Source organism: Catenulispora sp. GAS73 (genome assembly GCF_041262085.1).
Lineage (GTDB): Bacteria > Actinomycetota > Actinomycetes > Streptomycetales > Catenulisporaceae > Catenulispora.
Map to the genome: position 1 here is coordinate 48,214 of NZ_JBGCCM010000011.1, position 16,383 is coordinate 64,596.

Below are 16,383 nucleotides of genomic sequence, written 5' to 3' on the forward strand. Positions count from 1 at the left end.
CACTCCAGGAGCCGCCGCAGTGTCCAGCGACCCGAACCTGTCGAAGTTCGCCACCGGCAGCCACGACCTGCCGGTCACCGACGCCCTCGCGGCGTTCATGGCCACGCAGTGGGCGCCCTCGCCGTTGCCGGATCTGGGCCCGGTGCCGGCCTCGGCGTGGACCGGCCGCCGCCGCGAGGCCGTCTCGGCCCGCTTCCCCGGCGAGCGCCTGATCGTGCCGGCCGGCACGGAGAAGCTGCGCAGCAACGACACCTTCTGGCACTACCGCGCGCACACCGCCTTCGTGCACCTGACCGGCAGCCAGCTCCTGGAGGGCGTCCTCGTCTTCGAGCCGAACGGCTCGGGCCACGACGCGATCCTGTTCGCCCACGACCGCTCCTCCCGCGACAACGGCGAGGCGTTCCGCGACCGCCGCCTCGGCGAGATGTGGGAAGGCCGCCGCCCCTCCCTCAGCGAGAGCACGGAGCTCTACGGCATCGCGACGGAGAACCTGAACCGCCTCGCCGACAAGCTCTCCGGCGCCTCAGTCCCCACCCGCGTACTGCGCGGCGTCGACCCGCGCGTGGACACCCTGGTCGCCGCACGCCCGGAGCCCGACGCCGAGTTCACCGCCTACCTGTCCGAGCTCCGACTGGTGAAGGACGCGTGGGAAGTCGAGCAGCTCCAAGCCGCCGTGGACGCCACCACCCTGGGCTTCCAGGACGTCGCCCGCATCCTGCCCACCACCATCGGCAAGCCCCGCGGCGAACGCTGGGTCGAAGGAGCCTTCAACAACCGCGCCCGCATCGAAGGCAACGACGTGGGCTACAACACCATCGTCGGCGGCGGCGCCCACGCCTGCGTCCTGCACTGGACGGCCAACACCGGCACCCTGAACGCCGGCGAGCTACTCCTGCTCGACGCCGGCGTCGAGGCCGACAGCCTCTACACCGCCGACATCACCCGCACCCTCCCGATCTCCGGCACCTTCACCCCCCTCCAGCGCGACCTGTACAACCTGGTCCTGTCAGCCCAGAACGCCGGCATCGCAACCCTCCGCCCCGGAGCAAAGTTCCGCGACTTCCACTGGGCCGCCATGCGCACCATCGCCACCGGCCTGATCAACATGGGCATCCTGAAGACGTCGCTAGAAGAGGCGATGGACCCCGAGGTGGGCCTCTACCGCCGCTACACCCTGTGCGGCAGCGGCCACATGCTCGGCCTCGACGTCCACGACTGCGCCAAAGCCCGCGCCGAGGAGTACGTGGACGGCACACTCGCAGCAGGCAACGTCCTCACCGTCGAACCCGGCCTCTACCTCCAACCCGACGACCTGACCCTGCCGCAGGAACTCCGCGGCATCGGCATCCGCATCGAGGACGACCTGCTGATCACCGACGACGGCGCAGTGCTGATGTCCCAGGCGCTACCGCGCGAGGCCGACGACGTCGAGGCCTGGATGGCGGAACACGCGGGGTGAGGTGCGGGGTTCGGGGTTCGGGGTTCGGGGTTCGGGGTTCGGGGTTCGGGGTTCGGGCCCGGGGCCCCGTGCCCCGGCCCTCGTGCCCTGGGTCTCGGGGCTCCGGGTCTCGGGGCTCCGGGTCTCGGGGCTCCGGGTCTCGGCGCTCCGGGCTCCGAGGGCACGGGGGTGCCCCTATGCCTTTCGCCAAGTAGCTGGATAGCTTGGCGTGGCCTGTAAGGGCTGGCACTGGAGGTGTTCGTGGTCGATGAGGACGTGACGATCAAGCTGACGAGCGACGAGGCGTTGGTGTTGTCGCACTGGCTGGACCGCCTTCAGATGACGGACCTTGGCCAGATGATTGATGATCCGGCAGTGTGGGCGCCGATCCACAAAATCTCCGGGACATTGGACAAGTCGCTGCCCGAGCTGTTCGCCGCTGACTACGATCAGCGGCTCTCGGCAGCCCGCGAGCGTCTGCAGCCTGAGAGCTGATCGCTTATCGCACGACCATTTGACGCTGGTAGAACGCCCTTCGCGGAGCGTCGCGAACAGCACGGTCGCGCCGATCGGCCGCGCCGGGATCTCGACCTGAGGGACGCGGAGCCTGGGCTGAGGGCGTGGGATCTTGAGCCGGGGGGGGCGCGGAGCCAGGGGCTGAGTAGCCCGGGCACGTGGCCCGGCCCAGACCCCGCACCCCTGCCCGCAGCATCAGAGCCCTACCCCCCGCCGCAGGTCACTCATTCGGCCTCGGCTGATCTGCGCAGCACGATCTACGCCATTCACCCGATGTCCGATATGTGGTCTTCACGCACTATTGAGACAGTCCAAAGGCCACCACCCAACGCCAGGTCTACCCGGTGGCCCCAGGATCGACGGTCGTCACCGGTCGTGCGCGGACAGAGCTCGCCGCGCCCGCCCCGGGGCCGGCCGCCCAACGCCCTCGATGACCTCGCGTCGTCGACTGCTCGAAGCGAGGCGATAAAGAGCCTTCGACTTCGGCCAAGTCGGAGGCACAGTGGGGGATCGCCCCGCATCGAGCAGGCCCCGCAAGGGGCGGGCACCGCACCACAACCCAACAGCCGGACCCCGGCGCCACCCCCAAGCGCCAGGGTCCGGCCTAGGGACATGCCCTCCGACAGCCACCTGACACGCCCGCCAACCGAACCCGAAGCACCTCGAAAGGAAGCCGCTCCTGAACCCGATGGAACCGCCAAGCACGCGACCACCTCGCCGCCGCCCTGGCGGCCACGCCAAGCCGTCGCTACTCCCGCCCCGCCCAAATGGACCGCACGTGCGTCAGGTGCGTCGTCATCAGCTCCTCAACCAAGTCCGCATCGCGGGCAACCAGCGCGTCAACGAGCGCCACGTGTTCCTCAGCCGAGGCGGCGAGGACGCCGGCGTCGGCCAGCGACGGCAGGCCGTACAACCGCGACCGGTTCCGCAGGTCGCTCACGACTTCGACCAGGTGCGGGTTGCCGGACAGGCCGAGCAGCGCCAGGTGGAAGGCCTGGTCGGCCTCGACGTAGCCGATCAGGTCGCGGGCCTTGGCCGCCGTGACGATGGCCTCGGCCGCCGGTCGCAGCCCCTGCAGGTCGGCCGGCGGCGCGCTGCGGGCCAGGCCGGTCACCACCGGCACCTCGATCAGGGCCCTGATCTCGGTGAACTGGTCGAGGTCGGCCTCGGAGAGCTCGGTGACCCGGAAGCCCTTGTTGCGGACGACCTCGACCAGGCCCTCCTTCGCCAGGTCGAGCATGGCCTCGCGGACCGGCGTCGCCGACACTCCGAAGCCGGCGGCCAGGACCGGTGCCGAGTAGACGACCCCGGGCCGCAGCTCGCCGGCGATCAGGGCCGCGCGCAGGGCGTGCGAGACCTGTTCGCGCAGCGAGTTGTGGCCCAGCACGCGGGGCAGGTTCAGCGCCGGGCCGCGGTCCGGGTCGGGCCCGGGGGCCGTGCCGGCGAAGACCGCGGCGCTGCTGGTAGTCCTGTCTGGCATGGTCGGAACCCTATCCGCTGATTGATGCGATAACACAGATCTTCGTCGATGAATACAGGCCTTCAGGTGTGATCTCAGATCAGGAACCCTGCGGGGAAGGGATCGGTCGGGTCCAGGAAATACTGCGCGGTTCCGGTCACCCAGGCCCGGCCGGTGACCGTGGGGATCACCGCCGGGCGGCCGGCGACGTCGGTCTGCTCGACCAGGCGGCCGATGAAGCGGGTGCCGATGAAGGACTCGTTGATGAAGTCGGTGTTCAGGGCCAGTTCGCCGCGGGCGTGCAGCTGCGCCATGCGGGCCGAGGTGCCGGTGCCGCATGGGGAGCGGTCGAACCAGCCCGGGTGGATGGCCATGGCGTGGCGTGAGTGCTGGGCTGTGGAGCCCGGGGCTCGGAAGTAGACGTGGTGGACGGCCCGGATGCTGTCGTCGAGGGGGTGGACGGGTTCGTCGGCGGCGTTGATGGCGTCCATGGTGGCCAGGCCGGCGGCGATGATCTCGTTCTTGGCGGCGTGGTCGAACGGGAGTTTGTAGGCGTCCAGGTCGACGATGGCGTAGAAGTTGCCGCCGTAGGCCAGGTCGTAGCCAATGGTGCCGAAGCCGGGGACGTCGACCTGGGCGTCGAGGCGTTCGGCGAAGCTGGGGACGTTGCGGATGGTGACGGACTTGGCGGCGCCGTCCTCGACCTGCACGTCGGCGAGGATCAGGCCGGCCGGGGTGTCCAGGCGCACCGTGGTGACCGGCTCGACCACCGGCACCATGCCGGTCTCGACCAGGACGGTGGCCACGCCGATGGTGCCGTGGCCGCACATCGGGAGCAGGCCGGAGACCTCGATGTAGAGCACGCCGTAGTCGGCGTCGGGGCGTGTCGGGGGCTGCAGGATCGCGCCGGACATGGCGGCGTGGCCCCGGGGCTCGTACATCAGGAGCGTGCGGAGGTGGTCCAGGTGCTCCATGAAGTACAGGCGCTTGGCCATCATGGTCTCGCCGGGCACGACGCCGACACCGCCGGTGATGACGCGGGTCGGCATGCCCTCGGTGTGGGAGTCGACCGCGTGGTAGACGTGCTTGGTGCGCATCAGCCCTGCTTCCGCTCGCGGGCCTGGTCCTCCAGCGGCAGGACGCGGAGGGTGTCGGCCTTGATCGTGTCGAACTGCTCCGGCAGCAGCGGGAGGCGGGGCGGGCGGCAGCCGCCGCCCTGTCGGCCTGCGAGGTCCATGGAGAGCTTGATGGCCTGGACGAACTCGGTGCGCGAGTCCCAGCGCAGGAGGGGGTGGAGTTCGCGGTAGAGGGGCAGGGCGGTCTGCAGGTCCCCGGTGATGGCGGCGTGGTAGAGGTCGACGCAGGCGTGCGGGATCGCGTTCGGGTAGCCGGAGACCCAGCCGGCGGCGCCGGCCAGGGCGAGTTCGAGCAGGACGTCGTCGGCGCCGATGAGCAGGTCGAGCTCCGGTGCCAGCTCCTTGATGCGGTAGGCGCGGCGGGTGTCGCCGGAGAACTCCTTGATGGCGCGGATGTAGCCGGCCTCGTGGAGCTGCTGGAGGAGTTCGGGGACGAGGTCGACCTTGGTGTCGAAGGGGTTGTTGTAGGCCACGATCGGGATGCCGACCTCGCCGACCGCCTTGTAGTGCGCGATGACCGAGCGCTCGTCGGCGCGGTAGGCGTTCGGGGGCAGCAGCATGACCGCGCCGGCCCCGGCCTCGGCGGCCTGCTCGGCCCAGCGCCGCGACTCCATCGACCCGTACGCGGCGACGCCGGCCAGCACCCGGTCGCCGCCGACCGTCTCGACCGCGGTGCGTACGACGGCGGCGCGCTCGTCGTCGGTCAGCGTCTGGTACTCGCCGAGCGAGCCGTTGGGGCACACGCCGTCGCACCCGGCGTCGATGAGGCTGCGCAGGTTCTCGGCGTAGGCGTCGAGGTCCACGGACAGGTCTTCGCGGAAGGGCAGAGCGGTGGCGACGACGACGCCGTGCCAGGGCATGCGGGACATGGGCTACTTGTTCCTTCGGTCTTGCTCGGCCAGGACACCGAGCGGGACGGGGCGCGCCAGCGGGCGCTTCGCGGCGGCGAGGAGGTCGGCGGCGGAGGGGGATGCGGGGTCGGCGGCGTCGGCGTCCGCGTCGGGGCGGGCCAGGCAGGCGAGGGCGTAGCCACACACGCGGCCCTGGCACCAGCCCATGCCGGCGCGGGTGAGGAGCTTGACGGTCCGGGCGTCGCCGGCGCCGAGGTCGGTGACCGCCTCGGTGATGGCGGAGGCGGTCACCTCCTCGCAGCGGCAGACGACGGTGTCGTCGGCCAGGTGCTCGCGCCAAGCGGCCGGAATCGGATGGCGGGCACGGAGGAGGTCGGCGAGAGCGCGTTGGCGGGCACGGCGACGGAGGAGGGTGGGGAGATTCGGGGGCGGGGTCGCGGCGGTCGCATCAGCGGCCGAGGTCTCGGAGGCGAGGGTGTTACGGCGCGAGACGCGGGCTCGGGCTGCGGTGAGCGGGCCGCGGGCAGCAGGCTTGGCGTCGGCAGGCGGGCTGGAGGGGGCCGCAGTTTCAGGGCTCGATGCGGAACGGCGGGAGATCCGGATGCGGGCACTGCCGAGCATGCCGGCGCCGGATTTGGCCTCGGTAGGTGGGATGTCGGAGGCGCCGAATGCGTCAGGGCTCGATGACAGCGGCGCATCGGACCGGCGCGTGAACCGGGATCGGGCGGCCGCGATGCTGCTGCGGGCGGCGGGCGGGCCTGCGGGCTTGGCCTCGGCAGGCGGGCTGGTGGACGTTGCCCTGTCAGGGCTCGGCGATACGCGACGAGTAAGCCGGGCGCGGGCACTGCCGAGCACGCCGCCGGTGGGCTTGGCCTCGGCAGGCGAGGCAGGCGAGGCAGGCGAGGCAGGCGAGGCAGGCGAGGCAGGCGAGGCAGGCGAGGCAGGCGAGGCAGGCATATCAGTGCCCGGCGTCTCGCCGGAAGTGTCGGAAGCAGCGGAGGTATCCACGGGCAGTCCTGCCGCCCTGCCGGCTACGCGCCGGGCGCGGGCTGCGGCCTGTGCTACGGCGAGGCCGGCGATTTCGCCTTCGAGGAGTGCGGTTTCGGCGCCGGCGACGCCTGCGGTCTCGCCGGCGGCGTAGAGGCCAGGGATGGTGGTGCGCTGGGTGGTGTTCACTCGGAGGGCTATGGTGCCGTCGGTGAGGTGGGTGGGGGCTGCGCCGAGGGTGAGGGCGAGGTCGATTTGGGGGGCCAGGCCGTAGCCGATCGCCAGGGTGTCGCAGGGGATGCGGTGGGGGTCGGTGCCGTCGGGGCGGGCGGCTACGACCGCCTCCAGGGTTTCGGTGCCTTGGGCTTCGACGATCATGCGGCCGGTGTGGACGGGGATGCGGGCCCGGGTGAGTTGGCGGGCGTAGTCGAGGCCTTCGGTGAGTTTGGTGGGGTTGGTGATGAGCGGCAGGGGGTTCTTGGCGTAGCCGCGGATGTTGTTGGCTTCGTACAGGCCCAGGACTTTGGCGCCGGCGGTGGCCAGGCCCGTGGCCACCGGGAGGAGGAGGGGGCCGGTGCCGGCGACGACGACGCGGCGGCCGGGCAGGACCAGGTTGCCTTTGAGCAGGGCCTGGGCGCCGCCTGCGGTGAAGACGCCGGGGAGGTCCCAGCCGGGGAAGGGCACCACGCGCTCGTAGGCGCCGGTCGCCAGGATCACGTAGGGGGCTTCGATGGGGCCGCGGTCTGTCAGGACCCTGAATCCGGGGTCGGTGAACCGGTCGATCGCCCATACCTGGTGGCCGAACAGGACCTCGATGCCGCTGGCCGTCTCGACGCGGGTCACCAGCTGCTCGAACTGCTGCCAGCCGTGGTAGAGCTTCGGCAGCCAGGACGCCGTCAGGCCGGGGGCCGGGTGGCGGAAGTACTGGCCGCCGAGTTGGCGGCCGGCGTCGATCAGGGCGACGCGCAGGCCCTGGTCGGCCGCGGTCGCGGCGGCTGCCATGCCGGCCGGGCCGGCGCCGATGACGGCCAGGTCGAAGCTGCCGAGGTGGCCGGGGTCGCCGAGGCTGACGTCCTCGGGCGCGGCGGGATCGAAGGCAGGCGGACCGGAGGCCGCCGGATCGAAGGCGGCCGGACCCGAGGCGGGCGGATCGAAAGCGGCCGGACCGGAGGCCGCCGGACTGGAGGCCGCCGGATCAGAGGCAGGCGGATCAAAGGCTGCGGAGTCGAAGTCGCGCTCAGTCACGCTCATCACCGGCCACCGCGCCGCCGCGCCCGTCCCCCACCTGCGTCCGCACCACATCCCCCTCCGCGACCACCGCTAGGCACGCGCGCACGTTCGGCTCTCCGTTCACCGTCACCAAGCAGTCGAAGCACACGCCGATCCCGCAGAACAGCCCGCGCGGGCGCCCGCCGAAACGCGTCGTGCGCCAGGACCGGATGCCCTCGTTCAGCAGCGCCGCGCCGACGGTCTGGCCCGGTTGGGCCGTCATCGGGCGGCCGTCGAAAGTGAACTCGACGCTCACTGTGAGTCCTCCCCGTGTCCGTCGGCTGCGTCGGAATGTGCGAACCGTGCCGGGTGGAACGGCTCCGCCGCGAGCGCCGGCTGCTCCCCCGCCAGTAGCGCCGCGATCAGCTCGCCGGTCGCCGGGGCCAGGCCGATGCCGGCGCCCTCGTGGCCGCAGGCGTGGTAGAGCCCTGAGACGGTGGCGTCCGGGCCGATCGCGGGCAGGTGGTCGGGCAGGTAGGGCCGGAACCCGCAGTAGTACCGCTGCACCTTCACGTCGGCCAGGAACGGGAACAGCTCAGCCCCCTGAGCCGCCAGTCGCCCCAGCGCCTCGTACGAGGGCGTCCGGTCCAGTCCGACACGCTCGCGGCTCGCGCCGATCAGCACCGGGCCCGACGGCGTCCCCTCGACGACCGCAGAGGACTGCAATGCCGCGTCGGAGCTCGAAACGTCCGCGACGTACGCGGCCGAGTACACCTTGTGCCGCACCATCGCCGGCAACGGCTCGGTCACCAGCACGAACCCGCGCCGCGGCTGCACTGGCAGCGTCGAGCCCACCATCGCCGCGATCGCGGCCGCCCCGAAACCGGCGGCGTTTACCACGAAGCGCGCCGGAATCTCCCCGGACGTCGTGCGCACACCGCGCACCGCCCCGCCGGACACCACGAGCCCGGTCACCGCGCTCCCCAACCGCACCCGCGCACCCGAGGCCTTCAGCAGCCGGGCCGTGGCCAGCGCGGGCATCACCTGCGCGTCCTGCGGATACCAGAAGCCACCGGCCAGGCTCGGGGCGATGTAGGGCTCGTATTCGGTCAACCGATCGCCGGGCACCTGCTCGGCGACGACGCCCGAAGGTAACTGCGTGGCCGCAAAGCCTTGCAGCGCCTCAAAGTCCGCTGCCGTGAACGCGACGACCAGCCCACCCTTGGCCTCGTACTCGAAGCTCGCGCCGAATGCGCCGTCGTCTTCGGCGGCCAAAGCCCGCCACAGCTCCTGCGAGCGCATCGCCAGGTCCAACTCCGGCCCCGGCTCCTTGTCCGAGACCAGCAGGTTCCCCTCCCCCGCGCCAGAGGTGCCGCCGGCGACCGGGCCGCTGTCGAGGACGGTGACCACGAAACCGGCGCGCGCCGCGTAGTACGCGCACGCAGCGCCGATCATGCCGGCGCCGATCACGACGACGTCGGGCGTCGGGGATCCACTCGCGGCAGCGCTCACGCCAGTACTATGTCACATGCTCCGGCTAGCCGCCAGCACCCCGGAAATGCGCGACCACTCGTGAATCGTCCGCCGTTTGTCACCCATTGCGGTAATAGACCGACCCCGACATCGGTCCCACGATGAGAGGGCGAGAGCATCCATAAGCTTTGGAGGGGGAACGATGACGGTCGATCAGAGCGCGGCGGCACCCGAGACCGCCGCAGAGGGCGGTCAACTGAGTCTGGACACCGCGGCGGCGCGGAACCTGGCCACCACGACCAAGACGCCGCCGCAGATGCAGGGCATCACCTCACGCTGGCTTTTACGCGTCCTGCCGTGGGTCGAGGCCTCCGGCGGCGCCTACCGGGTGAACCGCCGCCTGAGCCACGCCGTCGGGCGCGGCCGAGTGGCCTTCAGCCAGGCCGGCGACGACGACGTGACCGTGCTGGCCCCGACCCTGACCGAGTTGCCGCCGCTGCGCGGCTTCGCCGACGAGGCGTTGCTGACCGAGCTGGCCTCGCGGTTCGCCGCCCGGGAGCTCCGGGCCGGCGAGACGCTGGCCGAGGCCGGGACGCCGGTGGACACCCTGTGGCTGATCGCGCACGGCAAGGTGGACCTGGCCGGCCAGGGCAAGTACGGCGACCACGCCGTGCACGGCCACCTCGCCGACGGCGACCACCTGGGCGACGAGGTGTTCCACACCACGGCCTCCGGCGGCGCCGCCACCAACGGCCACGCGCCGCACTGGAAGACCACGGCGCGCGCCGTCACCCCGGTCATCGCGCTGTCCGTGCCGGCCTCGGAGGTCAGGGCTCTGATCGACCGGTCACAGGCGTTGCGTTCGCACCTGGCCACGCACCGCGATACCCGCGCCAAAGCGCAGAACGCGCACGGCGAGGCCGAGATCGCGCTGGCCGCCGGCCACGAGGGCGAGGCGGAGCTGCCGGGCACGTTCGCAGACTACGAACTCAAGCCGCGCGAGTACGAGCTGTCGGTCGCGCAGACCGTGTTGCGGATCCACACCCGTGTCGCAGACCTCTACAACAAACCGATGAGTCAGCTGGATCAGCAGCTGCGGCTGACGGTCGAGGCGGTGCGTGAGCGGCAGGAGGACGAGCTGGTCAACAACCGCAGCTTCGGGTTGCTGCACAACGCCGACTTCGAGCAGCGCGTGCACACCCATTCCGGACCGCCGACCCCGGACGACCTGGACGAGCTGCTCTCGCTGCGCCGCGACACCAGCTTCCTGCTGGCGCACCCGAAGGCGATCGCCGCGTTCGGCCGGGAGTGCACGAAGCGCGGGATCTACCCGGGGACCATCGACCTGCTGGGGACGCAGGTGCCGTCCTGGCGCGGCGTGCCGCTGCTGCCGGTGCCGAAGATCCCAGTGTTGGACGGCCACACCACCTCGATCCTGGCGCTGCGCGTCGGCGAGGCCGAGCAGGGCGTGGTCGGGCTGCACCAGACCGGGCTCCCGGACGAGTACCAGCCGGGGCTGTCGGTGCGGTTCATGGGCGTCGACGAGAAGGCCATCACCTCTTATCTGGTGAGCGCCTACTACTCGGCGGCGGTGTTGGTGCCGGACGCGCTCGGTGTGCTGGAGAACGTCGAGATCGCGCGGCCTCGTGGCTGAGCCGCTGGTGGCCGGGACGATCTGGCCGGTGGGGGGCGGCGGTCCGGCCGAAACCGGGCAGGCGACCGGGGAATCGTCGCAGCCTGATATAGCCGACGATCCGGCTCAACGCGCGAGGACGGCCGACCCGGGAGGGACAGCCGAGGCGACGTTGCGCCGGACCCGAGAGGCCGTCGAGCCGGTGCTGCGCGCGGCCGTCGACACCCTGCCGGGACGGTTGCGCTCGATCGCGGCGTACCACCTGGGATGGGAGGACGCCGACGGTGCCGTGCTCGGCGGCATCGGAGGCAAGCTGCTGCGGCCCGCGCTGGTGCTGGCCGCCGCGACGGCCGTCGGGGGCAGCGGTCTGCGGCCGACTGCCGACCCGTCGGTCCTGGCCTCGGCGGCCGCCATCGAGCTGGCCCACAACTTCACCCTCCTGCACGACGACGTCATAGACCGCGACCACACGCGTCGCCACCGCCCGACCGCCTGGACCGTGTTCGGCGCCGAGAACGCGATCCTGGCCGGCGACGCGATGCTGGCGCTGGCGTTGCGGCTGGTCGCCGGTGAGGCGGCGAGCCGGCTGGCGGAGTGCGTCATCGAGATCTGCGACGGCCAATACGAGGACTGCGCCTTCGAGCTGCGCGACGATGTGACGCTCGACGAATGTCTGACGATGGCCGGCAAGAAGACCGGGGCGTTGCTGGGGTGCGCGTGCGCGCTCGGGGCGCTGGCGGTACGCGCCGATCCCTTGGCCGTGGCGGCGCTGGATCTGTTCGGGCGGGAGATCGGGACGGCGTTCCAGCTGACCGACGACCTACTCGGTATTTGGGGCGATCCGGCGGTCACCGGGAAACCGGTGGGCTCGGATCTCAGTGCCCGGAAGAAGTCGCTGCCGGTGGTGGCCGCGTTGTCGGGGCGGTCGGCCGCGGCGAGTGAGCTGGCGCGGCTCTACGCGCTGGGCCGGGACTTCACCGAGCACGAGGTGCGGCGGGCGACCGAGGCCGTGGAGCGCGCCGGAGGCAGGGCGTGGGCTGCGACGGAGGCCACGGCGCGGGTCGCGGCGGCCCACGCTCATCTGCGGCGCGCGCCGGGGGTCGAGCAGACGGCGGTACATGATCTGCACGCGATCGCCGAGCTGATCACGCGGCGGACGAGCTAGGGCGCCACCGCCGCCAACCGCGACCGCCACCGCCATCGCCGCCGCCGACCACCTGGTACCCGGCCACCGATGCACCTCGGTCCCGAGATACCTCGGCTTCGAGGTATCTCGCGGCCGAGCCAGCCCCCGAGGAACGGCGCCACCGCACCACCACACAGCACGGCACAGCACCACAAAGCACAGCACCACCCGCACAGCACCACATCGCACCGGGAGGTCGTCATGACCGCCAAGGACTACGGCATCATCGTCGCCGTCCTCATCCTGACCTTCATCACCCTGCGCCTGTTCGAGCGCTTCATCCCGCACCACCGGCGCGAGCCGCACAACGACGTCGCCGGCTTCATCTTCGCCACGGTCTCCGTGGTGTTCGCGGTGCCGCTGGCGTTCGTCGTGGTGGCGCTGTGGACGAACAACGACACCGCGCACCAGACCACGTTCAAGGAGGCCAACGAGCTCGCCGGCATCTACTGGATCTCCCGACAGATGCCGCTGCCGCTGGGCTCGCAGCTAGAGCACGAGACGCTGGACTACGCGCACACCGTCATCGACGACGAGTGGCCGCTGCTGGCCGAGCACGAGACGAGCCCGAAGGCCACGAATCTGGTCTACCAGATCCGGGACAGCGTCTTCGCCTTCCATCCGACCGACATCTCGCAGCAGGTGCTCTACGACCACGCGCTCACGCATGTGGAGTCGATGGCCGAGCAGCGAAGACAGCGCCTGAACCAGACCGAGGAATCGCTGCCGCCGCTGTTGTGGGCGATCCTCATCGGCAGCGCCCTGGTGACCATCGCCTTCACGTTCCTGTTCGGCCTGTCCAGTTCCTTCGCACACACCGTGATGGTGATGACGCTGGCCGCATTGGTGGTGGTGTCGTTAGTAGTTGTCAGGGAGATGAGTTACCCGTACTCGGGGACCATGAAGGTCGATCCCACGGCGTTCCAGGTGTTTCTCGCCCGACTACCGACTCCACGCTGAAATCAGCGATAAGAACAAAACAAGCGCGCCCCGGAAACCGGGGCGCGCCACATGGTGCTAGCGAATCAGACCTCAGATAACGTCAGATGACGTCAGATGACGTCCAGGTCCGCGAACTGCTCGGCCTCGACCGCGCCGGCCGGCGGGGCGTAACTGGCCCGGCCGCGGGCCAGCCACCAGATCCCGGACAGGAGCAGCGCCCCGACCAGCGCGATCGGCGCGTAGTTGAACGTGAGCGCGGTGACCGGCGAGGCCTGCGGCAGGCAGAACAGCACGACCTCGATCACCACCCACACCGAGGCGGTGTAGCCGACCAGCGGACCCCACTTGCCCAGGTTCCAGGCGCCCTTCTTGAAGTTCTTGCCCTGCCGGGCGCGCAGGAATCCGGGGATGACGTACGCCGGCGCCAAGCCGATCGAGGCGATGGCGGTCACCGCGCCGTAGGCCTGGATGGTCCACAGCGAGGGCAGGGCCAGCAGGAACCCCACGACGACCACGAGCCACATGGCGTTCGTCGGGACCGCCGAGCGGTTGACCTTGCGCCAGGTCGGCGAGCCGGGCAGGGCGCCGTCCCGGGAGAAGGCGAAGACCATGCGCGCGGCGGAGCCGATGGCGGCCAGGCCGCAGCACAGCTGCGCGACGATGATGACCAGCGTCAGCACCTCGGCCCAGTGCTGGCCCAGCGCGTCGAGCATGATGATCGACGGAGCCGTCACCGCGCCGCCGTAGCCAGAGCCGGCCGACTCGGTGTTGTAGGAGTCGGTGCCGCCCTGGATGGAGAACAGGAAGGCGACGATCAGGACCAGGCCTGCGATACCGGAGACCCAGATGGACCGGACGATGCCCTTCGGCGCCAGCGTCGAGGCCTGGGAGGTCTCCTCGGACATGTGCGCCGAGGCGTCGTAGCCGGTCAGGGTGTAGCCGGTGAGCAGCAGGCCGATGGCGCTGACGTAGATCGCGCTCTTGAAGCCGGTGGTGTTCGCGTAGTGCGTGAACACGAAGCTGGCGCTCTGGTGGTGGGCCGGGACGAGGAACAGCACCGCCACGATGAACGCCACGCCCAGCAGGTGCCACCAGACGCTGACCCGGTTGAACAGGTCCAGCACCCGCACGCCGAAGGTGTTCAGCACGCCGTGCAGCAGCAGCACGCCGGCGAAGACGGCGATCAGCCCGTACTTGTCCGGCGTCCAGCCGAACGCCATACCGGTGAAGGCGCCGATGAACTCCGCGGCGCCGTAGTCGATGCCGGCTATGACGCCGAACAGGCCCAGCATGTTCAGCCAGCCGGTGATCCAGCCCCAGCCCTTGCCGCCGAGGCGGTGGGCCATGAAGAACAGCGCCCCGGAAGTCGGGTAGACGCTGGTGACCTCGGCCAGGCTCAGGCCGATCAGCAGAACGGCGATGGTGACGCCGATCCAGCCCCAGACCATGACGGCCGGGCCGCCGGTGGCCATGCCGAAGCCGAACAGGGTCATACATCCGGACAGGATGGAGATGATGGAGAAGCTGATCGCGAAGTTGCCGAATCCGGACATCTTGCGGGACAGCACTGGTTCGTAGCCGATAGCGCGCAACTGCGCGGCGTCTGCGGCGTCCGCTTCGCTCCAAGCGGCGTTTTCTGAGCTTTCAGTCATCGACATGCTCTTTTTCCGTTTTCCCTTCGGGACCCAACAGGGGACGGTTGTGCTTTTGGCGATGGTGCGAATGAGCTCTGTGCGATGGTGCTACTTCTGGATCAGGGTTCGGATTTCGTTGCGGAATACGTCCCCTGAGATGGTGCGAAAAGCAGGTGCGGTGCTAAGGACCCGCGCGCTGCCGCCCGGACGGGTTGGAGCGCCGCGCTGCTGCCGACAACGCGGTGGACCTGGCCCGCACGAACTCCTCCACGGCGTCCCCCGTCGCCGAAACCACTGACCACGGCTTGTTCGAGCCGTAGGGACCCAGCGCGTCGAACACGTCTGCGGCCAGATCGGAGCGTCCTCCGACGACCAGGGCGTGCGCCAGGTGCGAGAGGTCCACGACCAGCCAGTCGTCCTTGCCGGTGCTGGTGAACCAGTTCCAGCCGCGGGCCATCTCGGTGCGCGCCGCGTCCGTGCTCCACAGCAGGTGTGCCAGGCCGTCGTTCTGGGCCTTGCGGTACTCGTAGGCGACGACCAGCGCGTACAGCGGCAGCAGTTGCAGCGGCGACAGACCGCTCAGACCGACGCTGCTGACGATGCTGGAGGCGAACAGCTGCGCGCCGGCGGGGCTGGGGCCCGCACCGCCGCCGACCGCGGCGAGCATCCGGTGGCAGCCCTCGCGGTTGGCCGGGTCGATGCGCCACAGGTCGCGGAAAGCGTGCCAGGGGCCCGGAACCGGGCAGGAGTCCGGGCCCTCGATGCGCTCGCCGAATCCGGCGGCCAGGGCGAGCCGGCCCAGATAGGGCACCGGGTCGCCCGGATCCATCGCCGCGGCCTCGGCGCACAGCTCGGCGGCGCGGCGGCCCAGCGACTGCGCCTGGGCCATGCCGTTGGCCACGGCCTTGCAGGCCCGCTCGACCGCCACCCGGGCGGCCATCGCGACCGCGTCCGGGTCGTACGGCCGCTCGGCGACCCACTCGTCGACCGCGTTGGAGGCGGCGGCGACCTGGGCCAGCAGTGCGATGCGGGTGCATCGCAGCCGGCGGTCGCCGCCGGAGGCCGCCAGAAGCTCGGCCATGGAGAACCAGTGACCGGTGCGGACCTCGCCGAGGATCCGGGCCAGTGGTTCGTCGAATCCGGCGGGGTGCATCACGGGTTTGAAGTCGTGGGGGCTCATAGGGGCTCAGGCGGCAGCCGGCGGGGGGTCCGGCGGATGGTCGTGGTCAAGCAATTCCCAAGACCACGTAAAGGGATCGGGCACCGCGCAATGATGCCCGACATCACAGGTGCCGAACAAGCCCCTGTGTGATCACATGATCACCAGGAAGATCAATACATCCAGGTGCCGAAATCCCGGGCCGCCAACTGCTCGACTTGAAGACGGCACCAAGGCGACACCTCGAAGGCACCGGAAAGTACTTGATTACTGAAATCCGCCCACGGAATCCAGCGGTATTCGCCTACTTCGTCGGGGTCTGGTGACGGCGTAATTCCCGTCGCGACCGCGCCCCGGAACACCGGACAGATCTCGTTCTCCACGATGCCGTTCGGCATTACCGCGCGGTAACGAAAGTCTGGCAGGATCGGCCAGACCGTGGGAATGTTCAGACCCAGTTCACTGGCGAGCCGCCGCCGCACGGCGTCCTCGATCGACTCCCCCGGACCGGGATGCCCGCAGGCGGAGTTCGTCCACACTCCGGGCCAGGTCTTCTTCGAGTCGGCGCGCCGGGTCAGCAGCAGCCGGTGCTGGTCGTCGAAGACGTAGCAGGAGAACGCCAGGTGCAGCGGGGTGTTCGCAGTGTGCACCGTGGCCTTGGGAGCCGTGCCGATGGGGGTGCCGTCCTCGGACAGGAGGACTACTTCTTCGACTTCCACATTGGTTTCCACATCATCCGAGCTTGCCTGCGCTAAGACCG

Annotated in this window: 14 protein-coding genes; 5 read left to right on the plus strand and 9 right to left on the minus strand. The window is 70.4% G+C overall.

The features are described from left to right. Positions 1-19 precede the first annotated feature (19 nt). Complete coding sequence (locus ABH935_RS18070) at positions 20-1,459, plus strand: aminopeptidase P family protein (RefSeq protein ID WP_370379060.1); 1,440 nt, start codon at positions 20-22, stop codon at positions 1,457-1,459. A 240-nt stretch (positions 1,460-1,699) separates the two neighbouring features. After that, on the plus strand, positions 1,700-1,933 hold the full coding sequence (locus tag ABH935_RS18075; RefSeq protein ID WP_370379061.1) for a hypothetical protein: 234 nt from the start codon (positions 1,700-1,702) through the stop codon (positions 1,931-1,933). 769 nt (positions 1,934-2,702) lie between these two features. Here the strand turns inward: ABH935_RS18075 and ABH935_RS18080 are convergent. The 6 genes from ABH935_RS18080 to ABH935_RS18105 form a co-directional block, all read right to left on the minus strand. Continuing rightward, positions 2,703-3,434: a GntR family transcriptional regulator gene (locus tag ABH935_RS18080; protein ID WP_370379062.1), complete on the minus strand. Its 732-nt coding sequence runs from the start codon at positions 3,432-3,434 to the stop codon at positions 2,703-2,705. A 74-nt stretch (positions 3,435-3,508) separates the two neighbouring features. Continuing rightward, positions 3,509-4,510, minus strand: coding sequence for a proline racemase family protein (locus ABH935_RS18085; protein WP_370379063.1), 1,002 nt, complete (start codon positions 4,508-4,510; stop codon positions 3,509-3,511). Beyond that, on the minus strand, positions 4,510-5,418 hold the full coding sequence (locus tag ABH935_RS18090) for a dihydrodipicolinate synthase family protein (RefSeq protein ID WP_370379064.1): 909 nt from the start codon (positions 5,416-5,418) through the stop codon (positions 4,510-4,512). Before ABH935_RS18090 ends, ABH935_RS18085 begins: the two co-directional genes overlap by 1 nt. Positions 5,419-5,421: 3 nt before the next feature. Further along, entirely contained in the window at positions 5,422-7,638 is a 2,217-nt protein-coding gene (locus ABH935_RS18095; protein ID WP_370379065.1) for an NAD(P)/FAD-dependent oxidoreductase, read from the minus strand. Continuing rightward, positions 7,625-7,912, minus strand: a complete 288-nt coding sequence (locus ABH935_RS18100) for a (2Fe-2S)-binding protein (RefSeq protein ID WP_370379066.1) — start codon at positions 7,910-7,912, stop codon at positions 7,625-7,627. The genes ABH935_RS18095 and ABH935_RS18100 overlap by 14 nt, the downstream gene beginning before the upstream one ends. Next, entirely contained in the window at positions 7,909-9,108 is a 1,200-nt protein-coding gene (locus ABH935_RS18105) for an NAD(P)/FAD-dependent oxidoreductase (RefSeq protein ID WP_370379067.1), read from the minus strand. The genes ABH935_RS18100 and ABH935_RS18105 overlap by 4 nt, the downstream gene beginning before the upstream one ends. Before the next feature lie 163 nt (positions 9,109-9,271). On the opposite strand from ABH935_RS18105, the gene ABH935_RS18110 reads away from it, so the two are divergent. The 3 genes from ABH935_RS18110 to ABH935_RS18120 all read left to right on the plus strand — a co-directional run bounded on the left by ABH935_RS18110 (position 9,272) and on the right by ABH935_RS18120 (position 12,848). Continuing rightward, positions 9,272-10,723: a family 2B encapsulin nanocompartment shell protein gene (locus ABH935_RS18110; RefSeq protein WP_370379068.1), complete on the plus strand. Its 1,452-nt coding sequence runs from the start codon at positions 9,272-9,274 to the stop codon at positions 10,721-10,723. A gap of 88 nt (positions 10,724-10,811) precedes the next feature. Next, entirely contained in the window at positions 10,812-11,867 is a 1,056-nt protein-coding gene (locus ABH935_RS18115; RefSeq protein WP_370379257.1) for a polyprenyl synthetase family protein, read from the plus strand. A gap of 222 nt (positions 11,868-12,089) precedes the next feature. Further along, on the plus strand, positions 12,090-12,848 hold the full coding sequence (locus ABH935_RS18120; RefSeq protein WP_370379069.1) for a DUF4239 domain-containing protein: 759 nt from the start codon (positions 12,090-12,092) through the stop codon (positions 12,846-12,848). Between the two features lie 92 nt (positions 12,849-12,940). Here the strand turns inward: ABH935_RS18120 and ABH935_RS18125 are convergent, their stop codons facing one another. The 3 genes from ABH935_RS18125 to idi all read right to left on the minus strand — a co-directional run bounded on the left by ABH935_RS18125 (position 12,941) and on the right by idi (position 16,342). Further along, positions 12,941-14,488: an amino acid permease gene (locus tag ABH935_RS18125; protein ID WP_370379070.1), complete on the minus strand. Its 1,548-nt coding sequence runs from the start codon at positions 14,486-14,488 to the stop codon at positions 12,941-12,943. Positions 14,489-14,645: 157 nt separating this feature from the next. Further along, positions 14,646-15,644 carry a hypothetical protein gene (locus ABH935_RS18130; RefSeq protein WP_370379071.1) on the minus strand — a complete coding sequence of 333 codons (999 nt, stop codon included), beginning with the start codon at positions 15,642-15,644 and terminating at the stop codon, positions 14,646-14,648. A gap of 152 nt (positions 15,645-15,796) precedes the next feature. Next, positions 15,797-16,342 carry an isopentenyl-diphosphate Delta-isomerase gene (gene idi / locus ABH935_RS18135; protein WP_370379072.1) on the minus strand — a complete coding sequence of 182 codons (546 nt, stop codon included), beginning with the start codon at positions 16,340-16,342 and terminating at the stop codon, positions 15,797-15,799. Between the last annotated feature and the right edge of the window lie 41 nt (positions 16,343-16,383).